The organism is Salinispora goodfellowii, from assembly GCF_059570675.1.
Genome location: NZ_JCANTD010000006.1, coordinates 134,684 through 151,660, shown reverse-complemented (window position 1 = coordinate 151,660; position 16,977 = coordinate 134,684). Strand labels below are relative to the sequence as shown.

19 protein-coding genes and 1 pseudogene are annotated in these 16,977 nt (G+C 71.6%); 12 read left to right on the top strand and 8 right to left on the bottom strand.

What is annotated here, in order from left to right; genetic code table 11:
• The first annotated feature begins 14 nt into the window (after positions 1–14).
• From T398_RS09435 to T398_RS09425, 3 genes are all read left to right on the top strand, one after another.
• The gene (locus T398_RS09435) at positions 15–314 is read left to right on the top strand and encodes a BON domain-containing protein (protein WP_496445948.1); all 300 of its coding nucleotides are present in this window, start codon (positions 15–17) and stop codon (positions 312–314) included.
• 261 nt (positions 315–575) lie between these two features.
• A complete protein-coding gene (locus T398_RS09430) occupies positions 576–1,016 on the top strand; it encodes a hypothetical protein (protein WP_496445947.1) in 441 nt (146 codons plus the stop codon).
• Between the two features lie 74 nt (positions 1,017–1,090).
• Positions 1,091–1,474 (top strand): hypothetical protein, encoded by a 384-nt coding sequence (locus T398_RS09425; RefSeq protein ID WP_496446031.1) that lies wholly within the window; start codon positions 1,091–1,093, stop codon positions 1,472–1,474.
• A 39-nt stretch (positions 1,475–1,513) separates the two neighbouring features.
• Here the strand turns inward: T398_RS09425 and T398_RS09420 are convergent, their stop codons facing one another.
• A complete protein-coding gene (locus T398_RS09420) occupies positions 1,514–3,040 on the bottom strand; it encodes a glycerol-3-phosphate dehydrogenase/oxidase (protein WP_496445946.1) in 1,527 nt (508 codons plus the stop codon).
• Positions 3,041–3,089: 49 nt separating this feature from the next.
• Here T398_RS09420 and T398_RS09415 point away from each other — a divergent pair, with 49 nt between their 5' ends.
• A complete protein-coding gene (locus tag T398_RS09415; protein WP_496445945.1) occupies positions 3,090–4,652 on the top strand; it encodes an FAD-binding oxidoreductase in 1,563 nt (520 codons plus the stop codon).
• 39 nt (positions 4,653–4,691) lie between these two features.
• On the opposite strand, the gene T398_RS09410 is transcribed toward T398_RS09415, so the two are convergent.
• On the bottom strand, positions 4,692–4,937 hold the full coding sequence (locus T398_RS09410) for a hypothetical protein (RefSeq protein WP_496446029.1): 246 nt from the start codon (positions 4,935–4,937) through the stop codon (positions 4,692–4,694).
• A gap of 146 nt (positions 4,938–5,083) precedes the next feature.
• On the opposite strand from T398_RS09410, the pseudogene T398_RS09405 reads away from it, so the two are divergent.
• Together T398_RS09405 and T398_RS09400 are read left to right on the top strand one after the other, a co-directional pair.
• Positions 5,084–5,377, top strand: a pseudogene (locus T398_RS09405) (hypothetical protein); the annotation flags it as partial.
• A gap of 29 nt (positions 5,378–5,406) precedes the next feature.
• Positions 5,407–5,982 (top strand): flavoprotein, encoded by a 576-nt coding sequence (locus T398_RS09400; RefSeq protein WP_496445944.1) that lies wholly within the window; start codon positions 5,407–5,409, stop codon positions 5,980–5,982.
• Between the two features lie 21 nt (positions 5,983–6,003).
• Here T398_RS09400 and T398_RS09395 read toward each other — a convergent pair whose 3' ends face one another.
• From T398_RS09395 to T398_RS09370, 6 genes are all read right to left on the bottom strand, one after another.
• A complete protein-coding gene (locus T398_RS09395) occupies positions 6,004–6,597 on the bottom strand; it encodes a TetR/AcrR family transcriptional regulator (RefSeq protein ID WP_496445943.1) in 594 nt (197 codons plus the stop codon).
• Positions 6,598–6,622: 25 nt separating this feature from the next.
• Entirely contained in the window at positions 6,623–7,513 is an 891-nt protein-coding gene (locus tag T398_RS09390) for a bile acid:sodium symporter family protein (protein ID WP_496445942.1), read from the bottom strand.
• A 75-nt stretch (positions 7,514–7,588) separates the two neighbouring features.
• Positions 7,589–8,470 (bottom strand): hypothetical protein, encoded by an 882-nt coding sequence (locus T398_RS09385; RefSeq protein WP_496445941.1) that lies wholly within the window; start codon positions 8,468–8,470, stop codon positions 7,589–7,591.
• A 76-nt stretch (positions 8,471–8,546) separates the two neighbouring features.
• Positions 8,547–10,205 (bottom strand): ABC transporter permease, encoded by a 1,659-nt coding sequence (locus tag T398_RS09380; protein WP_496445940.1) that lies wholly within the window; start codon positions 10,203–10,205, stop codon positions 8,547–8,549.
• Positions 10,205–11,113: an ABC transporter ATP-binding protein gene (locus T398_RS09375; RefSeq protein WP_496445939.1), complete on the bottom strand. Its 909-nt coding sequence runs from the start codon at positions 11,111–11,113 to the stop codon at positions 10,205–10,207. The genes T398_RS09380 and T398_RS09375 overlap by 1 nt, the downstream gene beginning before the upstream one ends.
• Before the next feature lie 115 nt (positions 11,114–11,228).
• Positions 11,229–11,483, bottom strand: coding sequence for a hypothetical protein (locus T398_RS09370; RefSeq protein WP_496445938.1), 255 nt, complete (start codon positions 11,481–11,483; stop codon positions 11,229–11,231).
• A 121-nt stretch (positions 11,484–11,604) separates the two neighbouring features.
• Between T398_RS09370 and T398_RS09365 the strand changes: the two genes are divergently transcribed.
• The 6 genes from T398_RS09365 to T398_RS09340 all read left to right on the top strand — a co-directional run bounded on the left by T398_RS09365 (position 11,605) and on the right by T398_RS09340 (position 16,935).
• Positions 11,605–12,852 (top strand): MalY/PatB family protein, encoded by a 1,248-nt coding sequence (locus T398_RS09365; protein WP_496445937.1) that lies wholly within the window; start codon positions 11,605–11,607, stop codon positions 12,850–12,852.
• Between the two features lie 144 nt (positions 12,853–12,996).
• Positions 12,997–13,557, top strand: a complete 561-nt coding sequence (locus tag T398_RS09360; RefSeq protein WP_496445936.1) for a sigma-70 family RNA polymerase sigma factor — start codon at positions 12,997–12,999, stop codon at positions 13,555–13,557.
• A gap of 55 nt (positions 13,558–13,612) precedes the next feature.
• Complete coding sequence (locus tag T398_RS09355; RefSeq protein WP_496445935.1) at positions 13,613–14,392, top strand: zf-HC2 domain-containing protein; 780 nt, start codon at positions 13,613–13,615, stop codon at positions 14,390–14,392.
• A 98-nt stretch (positions 14,393–14,490) separates the two neighbouring features.
• Complete coding sequence (locus T398_RS09350) at positions 14,491–15,078, top strand: copper chaperone PCu(A)C (RefSeq protein ID WP_496445934.1); 588 nt, start codon at positions 14,491–14,493, stop codon at positions 15,076–15,078.
• Entirely contained in the window at positions 15,075–16,304 is a 1,230-nt protein-coding gene (locus tag T398_RS09345; RefSeq protein ID WP_496445933.1) for a Dyp-type peroxidase, read from the top strand. Before T398_RS09350 ends, T398_RS09345 begins: the two co-directional genes overlap by 4 nt.
• Before the next feature lie 16 nt (positions 16,305–16,320).
• Positions 16,321–16,935: a copper resistance CopC family protein gene (locus T398_RS09340; protein ID WP_496445932.1), complete on the top strand. Its 615-nt coding sequence runs from the start codon at positions 16,321–16,323 to the stop codon at positions 16,933–16,935.
• Positions 16,936–16,977 lie beyond the last annotated feature (42 nt).

Here is a 16,977-nt window from a genome sequence, read left to right as displayed (position 1 = left end):
ATGAGGACTGCCACATGTTCACGCCCTGGCCCTCGCCCGACGACGACCCGTTCCACCCGGCCTGGGACCCGCCGGCGCACCACGACGAGGACGCTCGGCTCGCCGCGATAGCCGCCCAGCGACTCCAAACTGACTGGACGACGCGTCGCCAGCAGATCACCGTTACCGCGCAGAACCGGGTGATCATCCTGGCCGGCACCATCGCCGACCTCGAAACCCGGCAGGTCGCGGGCGAACTCGCGTGGGATATCCCGGGCGTGGCTGACGTGTGCAACACCCTGCGAGTAGCGCAGCATGGACGCCGCCAGCGCTGACCGTGATCGACGAGGGCAAGCTCACCGTGGACTGCGCGGCGGCTCAGCGGCGCTGAGGACCACCCGGGCCCAAATCGCCGCCACACCCCTACTGACCTGCAGTTTTGTCAGATCTCGGCATCTCTTGGGCGACAGCTCCGCCGGGTGATATGACTGATCTATCGGCAATCAATGACGCTCGTCGTCATCCCCTCCTCGCGCAGCGCCGGTCCGAGTGTGCCCCTGAGATCGGCTCGGCGAGTGACCACTTGAGGAGCTGCGGTGCGGAAAAGGCTGAACTGGCGAAATCGACGGCCCTTCGAGAACGCCATCGTCTTCACCTCGCCCATGTGCGGCACGGTGATGCTCGTCCTGGGGGCGCCGCCTTCGTTGGGGGTCGCCATGCCCGAGCCGATCCGCATCGGCTGGCAGCTGGGGCTGGTCGTCGCCGGCCTAATCGGCATCGCCGGGCTGTTGTGGCCAGGCCGGTACGCCACCGGGCTCGGGCTGGAACTGGCGGCCATGCTGATGCTCGGCACTGTCACCAGCATGTACGCGATCACCATGGGGGTGAGCGGCGGGCTGGCGGCCGTCACCTCCATCTCCTTCCTAACCGCGGTGGCGCTCGCTTCATGGTGGCGGGGCGGAGAGCTCCTACACGATCTATTCCGGCTGGTCGAGCCAGAACGCCCAGCCCCGGACCTGGCTGGTGAGTTCCCATGACAGCCCCACCCCCACCCCCGCCACCTCCACCCGCGACCGACGCAGCCGCTGCCGCCCCACAGTGGCTCCAGGTCGTGCTGTCGGTACTCGGCGTCCTGGGCGGCGCTGGCGGATTCGCGACCATCGCCGCGGTGGTGGTGAAGCGGGGAAAGTTCCGCGCCGAGGCGGCTGATGTGATCACGGATTCCGCCCTGACCCTGGTGCAGCCGATGCGAATCCGGATGGCCGAGTTGGAGGCCGAGGCGCAGACCATCCGGGAGCAGCTACGCGCCTCGGATGAGCGAAGCCGTCGGCTCCAGGCCAGCATCGCCCACCTTCGCACCACACTGGATCGCTGGTACGCACTGATCTTCGCGCCGGACGCCTCGCTCCAATCGATCCGGTACGCCGTCCGTGAGGACCGCCGACGCATCCGGACGTCGGGTGAGGTCCGGGTCGAGCCGACCGGTGACGGGTAGGCGTCCAGCCTGGCGGCGAGCCAGCGTACGACACCGGTGTCATCGGATCGCGGCGAGTTCCAGGACCTCAGCCGCCACCGGCAGCGCCGCGTCCCGGTAGGCAGGAACGAGACCGAGGCGGGTTCGCCGGTCCAACAGATCGTCAACCGTACGGGCGAGTTCGTGCCGGGCGGCCCAGAGTAGCTCGGCGCCGGTCACCGGGATCCCTGCACCGATCGGCCGGTGGAGATGCGCCGGCGCCTCGGCCAGGACGTTGACCGCCTCGACACCGTAGCGGGCGACCAGCCGCCGGGGGGCCGGGACCCGCGCCAGGTCGGCGGGGCTCGCGGCGCCCGGGAGCGGGAGACGGCGAGTACGGCAGACACCTGCGGTCAGGTTCCGACGACGCACCGCGGTGTCCACCGCCTCCTCGGCCATCCGCCGATAGGTGGTGAGCTTTCCGCCGACGATGCTGATCACCCCGTCCGGATCGTCGATGACGGCGTGCTGCCGGGAGAGGTCGGCGGTACGGTCGGCGGCGTCGGCGAGCAGCGGCCGGAGCCCGGCGTAGGCACCGAGGACGTCGCCGCGGTGTAGTGGCCGGTCGAGGACGCCGTTCAGCACGTGGAGCAAGAACGCGATGTCGGCCTCGGTCGGCTCCGGTACGTCCGGGATGGGTCCGGCCAGCGGCTCGTCGGTCAGCCCGACGTAGACCAGGCCATCGGGCTGGGGCAGCACGAGTACGTAGCGGGTGAACTCGCCGGGGACCGGGATGGTCAGACCGGCCCAGAGCCCATCCAACGCTGCGGCGGGCAGCACGAGGTGGGTGCCGCGGGAGGGCCGCAGGCGCACGTGTGGAGTCAGGCTGCTTGCCCAGACCCCGGTGGCGTTGATCACGGCGCGGGCAGCGATGTGCAGCGTCTCCCCGGTGCGGGTGTCCTCGACGGTGGCGCCGTCGCCGTGCAGGGCGACCACCCGGGCGCGGGGCAGGATGCGGGCGGAACGCGCCGCCGCCGCACGGGCCAGGCCGACCACGAGCCGGGCGTCGTCGCAGAGTTGGCCGTCCCAGGACAGCCGGGCGCCGCGGAGGCCGACCCGGCGCAACCCCGGTGCCATCGCGCCCGCCTCGGCCGGGCCGAGCCGTCGGGTTCCCGGCAGGGTCCGGCGGGTGGTTCCCGCGCTGAGGCGCAGCAGGTCGCCGATGCGCAGCCCCACCGTCGCGGCCCGGTCCCGCCAACCGACGGTGTAGTCGGTGGTGGGTAGCAACATCGGCAGTGCCCGGATCAGGTGCGGGGCGGTGCGGGTCATCAGGACGTGACGTTCGACCGCACTCTCGTACGCGACGCGTACCTGACCGTGGGCGAGGTAGCGCAGTCCACCATGGACCAGCTTGGAACTCCAGCGGGACGTGCCGTGGGCCAGGTCCTCGGCCTCGACGGCGGCCACGGAGAGGCCGCGGCTGGCCGCGTCCAGCGCCACGCCCGCGCCGGTGACGCCGAGCCCGACGACGAGGAGGTCAACGCCGGCACCACCGGCCAACTCGGCGAGTTCCCGGTCCCGGCGTGGCCCGGTCAGCGTGGCGTCCACGCGCACACCCCCCTTGCGGAAAAGTGACAACGAATGTCACTGTGTCACAATGAATGAAGCTGGGGAAGACGCCGACCGGTGGACCCGCTGGGGGGCGGCCTCGGAAGCACAGCCCCTACCGGAATCCGCGTCGGAACTCCTGGCGCAGCTACTGGAGCTGACCCCCGCACCCCCAGCCGTGCCCCTGCCCGACGTCGCGCTGCCCGCGGCCGAACCCGGCGGAGCGGTCCTGGCCGCACTCCGGGAGGCCGTCGGCACCGAGCACGTGCTGACCTCCCGGCCGGTGCGAGCCCGCCACGCCACCGGTCTATCCACACCCGACCTACTACGACGGCGTCGGGGCCGACTCCACCACGCCCCACAGGCGGTGGTCCGCCCGGCCGACCACGCCGAGGTCCTCGCCCTACTCGAGCTCTGCTCCCAGCACCGGGTGGCCGTGGTCCCCTTCGGTGGCGGCACCTCGGTCGTCGGCGGCCTAACACCGACCGCGCCGGCACACGTCACCATCGACCTGAGCCGACTGGACGGGGTCCTCGCCGTTGACGCCGTCTCCCGCACCGCGACCCTCCAGGCGGGACTCCCCACCCCCCGCGCCGCGGAGTTGCTCGCCGAGCACGGGCTCACCCTCGGCCACGTTCCCCAGTCCTATGAATACGCCACCATCGGCGGCTTCGCCGCCACCCGCTCCTGCGGGCAGGCGTCAACCGGGTACGGCCGCTTCGACGACCTGGTGACCGCACTGACCGTCGCCACCCCCCGCGGCACCATCCGGGTGGGACGTGCCCCCGCCTCCGCCGCCGGCCCCGACCTGCGACAGCTCTTCCTGGGCAGCGAAGGAACACTGGGCGTCATCACCGACGTCACCGTACGGGTGCGACCGATCCCGGCGCAGACCCACTACGAGGGCTGGCGGTTCGACTCCTTCCCCGCCGGGCTGCACGCCGTACGGAGGTTGGCGCAGGAGGGGCCGCAGGCCACGGTACTGCGGCTCTCCGACGAGGTCGAAACCCTGGTCGGGGCGGGCGGTCAGGGCCAATCCGACGGGGGCTGCCTACTGGTCATCGGGTACGAGGGCGAGCAGGTTCACGCCACCGCCGAGACGGCCGCCGCGGTGCTGGCGGCGCAGGACGGCCAACCGCTGGGCGCCGAACCGGGACGGCAGTGGCAGCGGCACCGCTTCGACGCTCCGTACCTGCGCGACGCGCTGCTGGACGCGGGGGCGTTCGCGGAGACCCTGGAGACCGCGGCGTACTGGTCTCGGCTGCCCGAGGTGCACGAGCGGGTCCGGGCGGCGATCCTGGACGCGCTACCGGAGGGCGCACTGGTGCTGGCGCACGTCTCCCACGTCTACGAGACCGGCGCCTCGCTGTACTTCACCGTGATCTGCTCCCCCGGTCCCGATCCGATCGACCGGTGGCGCACCGCGAAGGCGGCGGCCAGCGACGCGATCGCCCGCGCCGGGGGCACGATCACCCACCATCACGGAGTCGGCACCGATCACCGCGACTGGTACGCGGCCGAGATCGGGGAGCTCGCCGTTGACCTGCTCCGCACAGTCAAGCGGCAGCTGGATCCGGCCGGCATCCTCAACCCCGGCATCCTGGTGCCGTAGCCGTACCGGCTCGGTGCTGGCACACACCGAGCCGGCTAACTAATCAGCGCGGGGAGGGCACGCCACCCGGGCAGGCCAGCCGAGGAACCGGTCGAACAGGTCGGCGGCGCTGCCCGTGACGCTCGGGTTGAGCCGGTGCAGGTCGTCGATCGCGTCGTGCAGGCAGCAAGCCAGGTAGCGGAACAGACTCACCGGCACTTCTCGATACTCAGCCAGGAGCGCGAGCTTCGCCGCGCCGCAGGGCCACGGCTGCCCGCATCGGCGGCACAGCCAGAGCGGACGCAGGATCGGTTGCGTCGGCACAACCAGGCTGGCCCGGTCGGTGCACGGCCGGAACGTCTCGGCGATGCACACGCAGTGCACCTACCGTCACCCCATGTGCGGCTAGCATCACCTCCACCGATGAACTGTCCGCTCCGGAAGGACATGCGATGACGACGGTGACGACCTGGACCGGCCGGGACGCCAACGCGCTGCGACATGCGCTACGGATGAGCATGACCGGGTTCGCCGAGCACCTCGGCGCAGCGCGGCGGACCGTGGCCAAGTGGAGCAGCCAGGGGGACAAGGTGCTTCCCCGCGCCGACATGCAGGCCGCGTTGGACACCGTGCTGTCCCGAGCCGCACCCGAGGCACGGGCACGCTTCGAGGCCCTGCGTACGGTGGGCACCAGCGGTGCAGCTGCGGGTGCCGCACGGCGGGATGCCGGCGGGAACGCCGATACTGACTTCGCCCAGAGCGCCGGGATTGCGCTGTGACCGGTGGTCACCTCCAGATCGTCGTCTGTGGCGCCGGCCCGGCCACCAACGCGGCCCAGCTGGTCAAGACCGCACAGGGCCGATCCTGGACAGCGACGGTCACCGCCACCCCGAGCGCGATGAACTTCATCGAACCGCAGCCACTGGAAAGCCTCACCGGCCATCCGGTCCGGTCGACCTACCAAACGTCACCCGGCACCCGCCGGTCGCTTCCCGCCACCGACGCCCTGGTCATCGCCCCCGCAACCTACAACTCGATCAACAAGATCGCCCTCGGTCTAGCGGACAACTACGCCATGACCTCAGTCGCCGAGCTGATCGGCAGGCAGGTACCGACCGTCATCGTCCCGTTCGTCAACGCCGCCCTCGCCGCGCGGGCGCCGTTCCAGCACGCCGTGGCCAGCCTCCGCGACGAGGGGGTACACGTCCTGCTCGGCCCCGACGACCAGTGGGAACCGCACCCGCCCGGCAACGGCAACGAGCGGCAGAAGGCCTTCCCCTGGACAACTGCGTTCACGACAGCGGTCCGGCTCGCCCATGAACTTCGACCGCCTGCTACCGGCCACCTCTGACCATGCAGGAGATCAGAAGTCCTAGTCCGGCCGCAGGTAACCGTCCACCAACCGGGCCAGCTCCCGGTCCAGGCTGGCGGTGGGAAGACCGTCGGCGACGATCCGGGCGGAGAGCACGAAGGACTGCGTGGTCAGCAGGACAACCCGGGCCATGGTCTCGGCCTCACCGGGCCGGACCGAGCCGTCGACCCGGCCGTGGGCGACGGCGTCCACCAGGAACCGCAGCATCTCCTCCTGGCCCGCGCCGCGCCGGTCGAGGAGGTACGGGATCAGCACCTCCGGATCGACATCGCGGATCTTGCACAGCAGCGGGTGCTCCCGCATCACCCGTGCTCCCGCCACCACCCGCTCGACCAGACGGGATCGCGCGTGTCCCGTACCCTCGTCGGTCGTCGTGGCCAGCAGCACCTGCTGCCACTCTCGGGTCATCAGATCGCCGATCAGCGACTGCGCGTCCGGCCAGCGCCGGTAGACGGTCATCCGGGAGACCCCGGCGCGACGCGCCACGTCGGTCACGGTCGTGCGACGTACGCCGTAGGCGAGGACGCAGTCCCGGGCGGCGTCCAGAACCGCGTCCTCGATGCCACGCTCACCGGTCCTACTCCGCTCCACCACGCCGAATGTCTACCATCCCCCGCTGCTACGGATTCCGGCCAACCGGCCCCTCCGACCGGGCTCCGGTGCGGGTCACCAGAAGACCGAAGGCCGCGGCGGTGAAGAACATGACGATGCCGTAGACCGCACCGGGGACGGCCATCCGGGTGTTGTCGAGCAACGCCGGGCTGAGCGCGACGGTGATCGCCAGGGTGCTGTTGTGGATGCCGATCTCGAATCCGGACGCGGTCGCGGCGCCCCGATCAACCCCGGCCAGCCGGGGCACCCCGTATCCGACTGCGAGGCTGAGCACGTTGAACGCCAACACCACCAGGCCGACCGAGACGAAGTAGTCGGCGAGGTTCTCCCGTTCGTTCAGCACCGTGCCGACGACCACCGCGACGAGCACCACGACCGACAGGACCCGGACCGGCCGGTCCAGGCGTACGGCGGCGTGGGGCGCCCGGGCCCGGATCAGCATGCCGATCGCGACCGGGATGAGCACGATGGCGAAGACCTGCAGCACCTTGTCGAACTGCAGACCCAGACCCCCGCTGTCGGCGAGGAAGTACGCCGCCGAGAGGTTGACCACGATCGGCAGGGTGACCACGGCCAGCACCGAATTGATGGCGGTCAGGGTGATGTTGAGGGCGACGTGTCCACCGAACAGGTGGCTGAAGAGGTTCGCCGTCGTGCCCCCGGGGGACGCGGCCAGCAGCATCATCCCGAGGGCAAGCTCCGGGGCCAGGTCGAAGGCGAGCACCAGCCCGAAGCAGAGCGCCGGCAGCACCAGCACCTGGCACACCAGGGCGATGAGGGCGGCTTTCGGATAGCGGGCCACCCGGCGGAAGTCCGCCACGGTCAGCCCGAGGCCCAGGCCGAGCATGATGATGCCGAGCGCGACGGGCAGTCCGATCAGGGTCAATGCCGAGTCCATGGCAGCACATGATCAGTCCTCGCGTTCGCCACCGCAATCCCCCGGGTGGCTCGCGCTGCCCGGCCGGGGCCAGCGTCAGTCCTTGGCCACGAGATCCCCGCAGTTCGTCTCGTCCGGCAGCAACGGTCGCAGCTGCACCATCCAGCTCTTGCCGTCCGAGGTCCACGGCGCCGCCGCCGTGGTCTCCGCCGCCGCCGCGAGCAGCGTCTGCAACGCATCGCCGGTGACGGTCACACAGCCCGGCCCGGTGTCGGCACCGAGGGGCTCGCCGGGGAGCGTTGGCCCGGGCCAGGCCACCTCGGGCTGACCTAGGCCCTCCGGATCGGTGTACGGTTCCGCGATGCCCGCGAGCATGGTGGGCACGTAGGGTTGCGCGCTGTCACCCTGGGTCGGCGCCAGCGGACCCGAATCGCTGGTGAGCGACGTGACGAACGCCCGCAGCCGCGTCCGGGCCGCGCGCTGGTCGGCGGTGAGGCCGGGCGCGTCGTCGCCCGCCTCGGTGAGGGCCGGGACGTCGATCTGCTCGGTGCCGTTCGCGCCGCGGACCGTGAATCGGGTGGTCGGGGCGTCGGCGAGCGTCGGCGTGCCGAAGTCCACCGCGCCGTCCACGCCGGCGGCCCGCGCCGACTCCAGCAGCGTCGACACGTCCTCCGGGTCGATCGGGTGGACCTGGAGGTTGGGCAGCGCGGGCCCCGGGTAGATCAGGGTCGTGGGGCCCTCACTGATCACCCGTCCGTCACCGTAGACGCTGACGGACGGGATACGGCTGGCCAGCGCGGACGGCATCCCGAATCCACCGATGGCGGTCATCTGGAACACCGCCGCGTCAGCGGGATGCGACGCCTCCGGCTGGCCGGGATCGCCCGCGTTGGCCGCCTCACCCTGCGAGCCGCAGGCGGTGACGAGCAGGAGCAGCGACACGGCGGGCGCCGTCCAACGGAGTCGACTATTGGTCATGTCAGATCAGACGTGGCCGGGCGCCGGAAGGTTCCCGTGGGGGCGGTGCCCCCTCGCCGCCCCCACGGAAACCCGGTCAGGTTCGACCGACCACATCCCGCCGGAACACCCGGTGAGCCACCTGGGCGGTCACCGCGGCAAGCACGGTCAGTACCAGGACCGCGACCACACTGATCTGCTCCAACGGATGTTCGCCGACGTGCGCGAAGGGGGACAGCCGCACGGCGCTGGCGGGAATCTCGAGGATCGGGGCGAAGTACCCGACGATCAGCCCGTAGCCGAGCACCACCCAGATCAGCGGCAGCACCCGCGGCGCCACCGCATAGAGCACCGCCGCGACGGCGAGGAGGAGCCAGACCGCCGGAGTGTGCGCCAGATGGCCGAGCAGCAGGCCACCGAAGGACCCGATATCGCCGGTGCTCACCGCCGCCCCGACGCCCATACCGGCGCCGGCGACCAGCAACAGCCACGGTACGCCGACCGCCGTCACCACGAGGTGGCTGCCGATCCAGGCCGACCGGCTGACGGCCGTCGCGAGGACCGACTCGGCCCGCCCCTCGCTCTCTTCGGAGCGCAGGGTCTGCATGGCGAGCACCGCGTAGACCCCGACGGCGAGGGCCATGGTGAGCCCCATGGTGCCGAGGTAGCCGTCCAGCAGGTTCTCCGCACCGCCCATGATGGCGACCATGTCCTCGGGTGCATCGGTGAACCCGTCGAGCAGCGGCTGGGTGAACGAGCCGTAGGCGAGACCGGCGGCGAGCAGTCCCACGCTCCACCCGATCAGGCTGGCCCGGTGCAGCCGGAACGCGAGCGCGAGCGGCCCGTCCAGCCAGGCCGCCGCCCGGGCCGGCCCCGGGCGGGGCGGCACGAGTCCGGCACCGAAATCCCGGCGGGCGGAGAGCGCGTAGCCGGCGGCCACGGCGGTCACCGCGAAGGCCAGCGAGATCACCAGTGGCCACCAGCGGTCGTGCACGTACGGCGCGGTCTGTTGGGACCAGCCAACCGGTGACAGCCAGGACAGCCACGCCGCGCCGCCGCCCTGCACCGCCGCCATGTCACCCAGCCCGCGCAGCACGAACGCGGCTCCGAGCAGGGCACCGGCGGCGCCGGAGGCGGCCCGCGGATACTCCGACAGCTGGACGGTGACCGCCGCGACTCCGGCGAATGCCAGCGCCACCGCACCGACCGAAGCACCGAACAGCAACGACCCCCCGAGGCCGTACCCCCGGCTGGCCATCAGGCCACCGATCAGGATGGCGACGACCGCGGCCATCGTGGCGGCGAGCACCAGCACGGCGGTGAGCTGGGCGTGCCGGCCGACCACGCTGGCCCGGATCAGCTCGGCCCGACCAGAACGCTCCTCGGCGCGGGTGTGCCGCACGACGGTCAACAGCCCCATCAGGCCCGCGCCGATGGCCACGTAGAGACCGTACTGCCCAGCGAGGAAGCGCTCGATGGTCAGGTCGTCGAAGCCGAATCCCGGGCCGCCGAAGAGCGCACCGGCCGGGCTGCCGGAGAAGGCGGTCAGCCCCTCCAGATCCGCCGGGCTCTCGACGAAGGTCTCCAGCGCGGTCGCGAAGTACCCCATCAGCAGCGTCAGGCCGAGGGTCCATGCCGGGAAGCGGATCCGGTCCCGGCGCAGCATGAACCGCAGCAACGCGCCGGTCCCGGTGACCCGGCCACCGCCCTGGCCGGGCGCCGCGAGCACCGGACGGCGCACCAGCACGGTGGCCATCACGCCACCGCCCCGTGGCGGGCCGACTCATCGCCGTAGTGCCGCAGCAGCAGCTGTTCCAGAGTCGGCGGCCGGACGGTCAGCCCGCGTACGCCGAGTTCGCCCAGCCGCCGGACGACGACGGCGAGGTGCTCGCCGTCGACCTCGAAGCGGACGTGGCCGTCGACGTCCTGCAGCCCGTGTACGCCGGCCAGGGTGGCGAGCTGAGCAGCCGGACTGTCGACAATCGCGTCCACGAAGGTCCGGGTCAGGTGACGCAGGTCGGTCAGGGAGCCGGTCTCGACGATCCGCCCCTGCCGAATGATCGAGATCTGGTCGGCCAGCACCTCGACCTGGGCGAGGATGTGGCTGGAGAGCAGAACGGTCCGGCCGGCCGCGCTGGCCTCCCGGATGCACTCCTGAAACACCGCCTCCATCAGCGGGTCCAGCCCGGCGGTCGGCTCGTCGAGCAACAGCAGGTCCACGTCGCTGGCCAGCGCCGCGATCAGGGCGACCTTCTGCCGGTTGCCCTTCGAGTAGGTCCGCCCCTTCTTGCGCGGATCAAGGTCGAAGCGTTGGCACAGCTCGTCGCGGCGAACCGGGTCGGTCCCGCCGCGCAGGCGGGCGAAGAGGTCGATCGCTTCGCCGCCGGTCAGGTTGGGCCACAGCTCCACGTCGCCGGGGACGTAGGCGAGCCGGCGGTGCAGTCGCACCGCGTCGGCCCACGGATCACCGCCGAGTAGCCGGACCTGGCCGCGGTCGGCGCGGAGCAGCCCCAGCAGGATCCGGATCGTGGTGGACTTGCCGGCACCGTTGGGGCCGAGGAAGCCGTGCACGCTACCGGTCTCGACCCGCAGGTCGAGACCGTCCAGTGCCTTGATGCGACCGAAGTGCTTGTCGATGTGTTGAATATCGATTGCCGTGGTCATGGTCGTAGACCTCGTTCGAGGGAGGACCCCGGGCAGGGTTGGAGCCCCGGGGTTAGTCCGATGCCGTCGGTCACGCGGAGCGCACAGAGAGTCGGTGAGCCGCCGCGGAGAAGATTCACGCCGGGGGGCGTGACAGCCGGTATGCAGTGCCTGCTGCGTCCCTCGCCGCCGGTGGGTCCGGGACGTACATCAGATAGTCATCCAGCATTGAGCGATCGACGTGCAGCCCTTGGGTGAACCGTTCGAGGGCCGGCGCCGCGATCCCGGCGGCACCGCCGCGCGGACCCGATGCGATGGGGGCACCGCGGCGCGGACCCGTGGTGACGAAGCCACCAACCCGGGTCTCGGCAATGCCGCCGTCGGATGCCACCCCGCTAGATTAAACAGTCGTTCAATGCGGGGGCAAACGCGTACCGAGCCGAGGCGTACGGTCCAGCGGCGGCGACCAGTGCCGAGAGTCCGCCCGCCGCCGGACGCCCTAGGGTGGGCGGATGTCCCGCTCCACACCCTCCGACGATCACCCCACCGCCGTACCGAACCCGCTCACCCAGCTCACGCTGGAACAGCTCCGGCGACGTACCAGCGTGAAGTGGGGCAGCTACGCCCCGGACGTGCTTCCGCTCTGGGTGGCGGAGATGGATGTCCCCCTCGCCCCCTCCGTCACCGACGCGCTACAGCGCGCCATCGCGCTCGGCGACACCGGCTATGCCCACCCGACGGGGTACGCGGAGGCGTTCGGCGAGTTCGCCGCCGAACGCTGGGGCTGGACCGACTTCTCCCCCGGCCGAACCGCGGTGGTACCCGACGTGATGCTGGGCATCGTCGAGGTGCTCCGGCTGGTGACCGACCCCGGCGACACCGTGGTGGTCTGTTCCCCCGTCTATCCGCCCTTCTACGCGTTCGCCCGGCACGCCGGACGGCAGGTCGTCGAGGCCCCGCTCGGGGCCGACCTACGGATCGATCTCGCCGCCCTCGACGAGTCCTTCCGGTGCGCCCGGGCCCGCAGCAAGCGGCCGGCCTTCCTGCTGTGCAACCCGCACAACCCCACCGGGGTGGTACATCGCCGCGCGGAACTCGAGGCCGTCGCCGAGTTGGCCGACCGGCACGGCGTACGGGTGATCTCCGACGAGATCCACGCTCCACTGGCGCTGCCGGGGGCAGCCGTCACCCCGTACCTGACCGTGACCGGCGCCCAGGATGCCTTCGCGGTCACCTCCGGCTCCAAGGCGTGGAACCTCGCCGGCATGAAGGCGGCACTCGCGATCGCGGGACCACGCGCCGCGGCCGAGCTGGCCCGGATACCGGAGGAGGTCAGCCACGGGCCGAGCCACCTGGGTGTGGTCGCGCAGACGGCCGCCCTCCGGGCCGGCGGGGAGTGGCTCGACCGCCTCCTCGACGGACTCCACGCCAACCGCACCAGGCTGGAGGCGCTGCTGGCCGAGCACCTGCCCACCGTCGGCTACCACCGCCCCGAAGGCACCTACCTGGCCTGGCTGGACTGCCGGCGTCTCGGCCCACACATTGCTCGACCCAACAGCGCGTCCGACGAGGTCAGCACCGATCCGGCCCAGCTGTTCCTGGAACGCGCGCGGGTGGCCCTCAGCTCCGGGCACGCCTTCGGCACCGGTGGTGCGGGCCGGGTCCGGCTGAACTTCGCCACCTCCCCCGGCATCCTCACCGACGCCGTCACCCGGATGGGCCGGGCTGCCCGGGAGGCGGGAACCACCGCCGCGAGATGATCCACAACAGTTGGCGGCCCAGAACCGGCGAGAGCCCGGCGCGCCGGGAATGCCGTACGCTACCGTCAGCACGATGCTCAGCCGTCTCGTACGGGCATTTAGTGCCCGTCGTTCGCTCCGAACGGCGACCCGGAGGTACCCACCGTGACCGACGACACCGATGTCACCTCGTGGGCTCTCCAGGCAGGACGCGGTGACCAGGCGGCTGCCGCCGCCTTCATCCGGGCAACCCAACAACAGGTCCGACGCTTCCTGGCCGCCCTGATCTCCCCAGCCGAGGCGGATGACCTGACGCAGGAGACCTACCTGCGCGCGCTGCGGTCGCTTCCCTCATTCGCCGGGCGCTCCTCCGCGCGTACCTGGTTGTTCAGCATCGCCCGGCGGGTCGCGGTGGACCACGTGCGGACCGCCACGTCCCGTCCGCGGACGGTCCCGATGACCGACTCCCACGACATCACCGACGCCGACGAGAGCGGCTTCGACCGGCAGGTCGCCCTGGAACAGGTCATCGCGGCGCTGCCGACCGACCGCCGGGAGGCATTCGTCGTCACCCAGGTTCTCGGCCTCTCCTACGCCGAGGCCGCACAGGTGTGTGGCTGCCCGATCGGGACGATCAGGTCACGGGTGTCCCGGGCTCGGGAAGATCTGGTTGTCGCACTACAGGCCCGCTCCGGCGGGTCGGCCCGGCACACCGCAACCGGCTGAAGACCTTCCTGTCCCGCACGGGAACCAACGCCGGCACCGGTCCGACTACCGGTACATGGGGTGTGAGCAGTGGCGCGAGGTGTTGTCGGCGCAGTTGGACGGGGAGGAGACCCCGGCTGAGCGGGCGGCAGCCGACTCCCACCTGGCCAGCTGCGGTGGGTGCCGGACGTGGTTCGACCAGGCGGCGGCGATCACCCGCCGGGCCCGGCTGTCGGTCAGCGTGCTCGGCCCCGACCTCACCGATGTGATCCTGGCCGCACGTCCCGCAACGGCCCCGGCGACCCCGGCGGGGTCAACGTCGCGGCCGCCGTGGCGACAGCGGCTGGTGATCGCCCTGCGCGCGACGCTCGGGCTGACCGGGGCGCTGCAGGTCCTGCTGGGTCTGACCCAGGTCGGTCAGGCGGCGGCGGGCCCGCACATCCACGCCGGCGGACCGCTGGCCTCGGGACACCTGTGGCACGAGGCAGCGGCGTGGAACATCGCCGTCGGTGCCGGGTTCCTGTTCGTGGCCGCCCGCCGCACCCCGCCGACCGGGCTGCTGCCCATGTTGAGCGCCTTCGTCGGCACGCTGGTGCTCCTGTCGGTCAACGACCTGATGACCGGCCGGGTGGAGACCGCCCGGCTGGTCAGTCACGGGTTCCTCTTCGTTGGCTATGCGATCGTCGTGGCCATGTCTCGGCCGGGCCTGCACCCGGACAGCCCGCCCGCCGGCCTTCGCACTGATCGTCCCCGCTGGCGGATCCGGGCCGAGGATGAGCCGCCCCCGCCGGAGCTGCGGCTCGTGCCCCCACCCGTTCCGGGTTCGGCGTGCCATCGGGACAACACGGCGGCCTGAGCGTCCCGATACCGGTGATGTCGCCAACCGAATCACCGGGAACTTTCCCGCCCTGCCGAACCGACCAACAGTCGACACCGAACTCAGAGAGGTCCTACATGCCAAGCAACGTCACCGGTCGGCGCCTACGCCCGGCCGCCCTGGTCGCCGCTGCCCTGCTGACCGCCGCCATGGCCGGTTGTGGCTCATCCAGCGACCCATCGGCGACCAACCCCGCCCCGTCGGAGACGGCAACTCCGGCGGCGGATGCCCCCGCCAGCGTGGTCGGGATCAACGACCCGTGGGTGAAGGCCGCCGACAAGGGAATGACCGCGGCGTTCGCCACCCTGGTGAACGACGGCGACGCCGACGTGACCCTGACCGACGTCAGCACCGAGGTGTCGCCGATGGAGCTGCATGAGATGGCCATGCAGGATGGCGAGATGGTCATGCGGGCCAAGGAGGGCGGCATCGTGATCAAGGCGAAGAGCAGCCACCTGCTCGAGCCCGGCGGCGACCACCTCATGATGCTGGATCTGCAGCAGCCGGTGCGGGCCGGGGATGAGCTCACCTTCACCCTCACCTTTGCCGACGGGCGGACCCAGTCCTTTACGGCGGTGGCGAAGCCGTTCACCGGCGCGGAGGAGAGCTACAACCCCGAGCACGGCATGCCGGATATGTCCATGAGCCCCAGCGCAGCGTCGTGACTGGGAGCGGCCCCCGCGCGGTGAGCCGGCGCGGTCTACTCGCGGGCGGTGCCCTGGCTGCCGGTGGCGCGCTCGGCGCCACCGTGGCGGTCACCGCCGTTGGCTCCTCCGACGACCCCGCTACCCGCCCCGCCGAGCTGGCGCCGGTGGCGGAGATCGGGCTCGCCGTCGAACCGTTCCACGGGCCCCGCCAGGCGGGGGTCGCCACCGAACCGCAGGCACACGCGGCGTTCGTCGCGCTTGCCCTCCGGCCGGAGACGGACCGGGAGGCGCTGGGACGGATGCTGCGACTGCTCTCCGACGACGCCGCCCGCCTCACCCAGGGCCGTCCCGCCCTAGCCGACACCGAGCCGGAGCTCGGGCTGCTACCGGCCCGGCTGACGGTGACCTTCGGCTTCGGCCCCGGTTTCTACCCGGCGGCCAACGCCGACGAGCGGCGGCCACCGTCGGTGGCCGCCCTCCCGGCGTTCCGCATCGACCGGCTCTCCCCCCACTGGTCCGGCGGGGACCTGCTGCTGCAGATCTGCGCCGACGACCCGCTGACCGTCGCGCACGCCCAGCGGGTGCTGGTGAAGGACAGCCGCCCCTTCGCCACCGTCGCCTGGGTGCAGCAAGGCTTCCGGCGCGCGGCCGGGTCCGAGCCAGGGCGCACCCAGCGCAACCTCTTCGGCCAACTCGACGGCACCGCCAACCCGAAGCCGGGCGCTCCCCTGGAGACCGCGGTGTGGGTACCGGACGGGCCCTCCTGGCTGCGCGACAGCACCACCCTGGTCGTCCGGCGGATCAGCATGAACCTGGAGACGTGGGACCTCCTCGGCCGCACCGACCGAGAGTTGTCCGTCGGCCGCCGGCTCGACACCGGCGCGCCACTGACCGGCACGGACGAACACGACGAACCCGACTTACACGCCCTCGGATCGGGCGGGCTCACCGTCATCCCGGACTTCTCGCACCTGACCCGCTCCCACGTCACCGAGGACCGGCTCCGGATTCTGCGCCGCCCCTACAATTACGACGGCGTGCCCAGCGCCGACGGCACTGCGGACAGCGGCCTGATCTTCGCCTCGTACCAGGCCGACATCACCCGTCAGTTCCTACCCATCCAACGACGGCTGGCCGAGCGGGACCTACTCAACGAGTGGACCACCCCGATCGGCTCCGCCGTCTTCGCGATCCCACCCGGCTGCCCCGAAGGCGGCTGGATCGGCCAGCAACTGCTCGGCTGACCTCGACAGGAGAACCATGCGGACCAACGCCCGCCCGAGACCCGCCGGCTTCCTCGCCGCCGTCCTCGCCGCCGCCGCGCTGCTGCTCGTACCGGCCGCGCCGGCTGCCGCGCACAATTCCCTGAAGACCACCACACCGGCCAAGAACGCCGAGCTGGACAAGGCGCCGACCGAGATCACACTGGAATTCCTCCAGAAGCTGGATCCGGCGTTCACCACCATCGTCCTCTCCGACGCCGAGGAGCAGAAGGTCCCGACCGGTAAACCCGTGGTAACCGGGGCAAAGGGCACGATCAGCATCGACGGAACTCTCGCGAACGGCAGCTACACCGTCGCGTACCGGGTAGTCTCCGCCGACGGGCACCCGGTCCAGGGCTCGTACGCGTTCACCGTCGCCGACCCCGCTGGCGCCGAGGCGCCGGCTCCGACGCCGGCGGGGTCGTCCCCCGCGGCCGAGCCCACCACACCGCCGACGGGGCCCGCGGCAACCAGCCCGGTGGCGGCGACCGACAACGACGGCGACGGCGGCGGCGGCGGGATCGGCACGGCGGCGGCGATCGGCGGCGGGATCCTGTTGGTCCTGGTGGCCGGCGGCCTGGTGCTACTGCGCCGCCGACGCAGCACGGCCTGACCAACGGGTGCCGGGCGGCGTGACCGCCGCCCGGGCCACGCC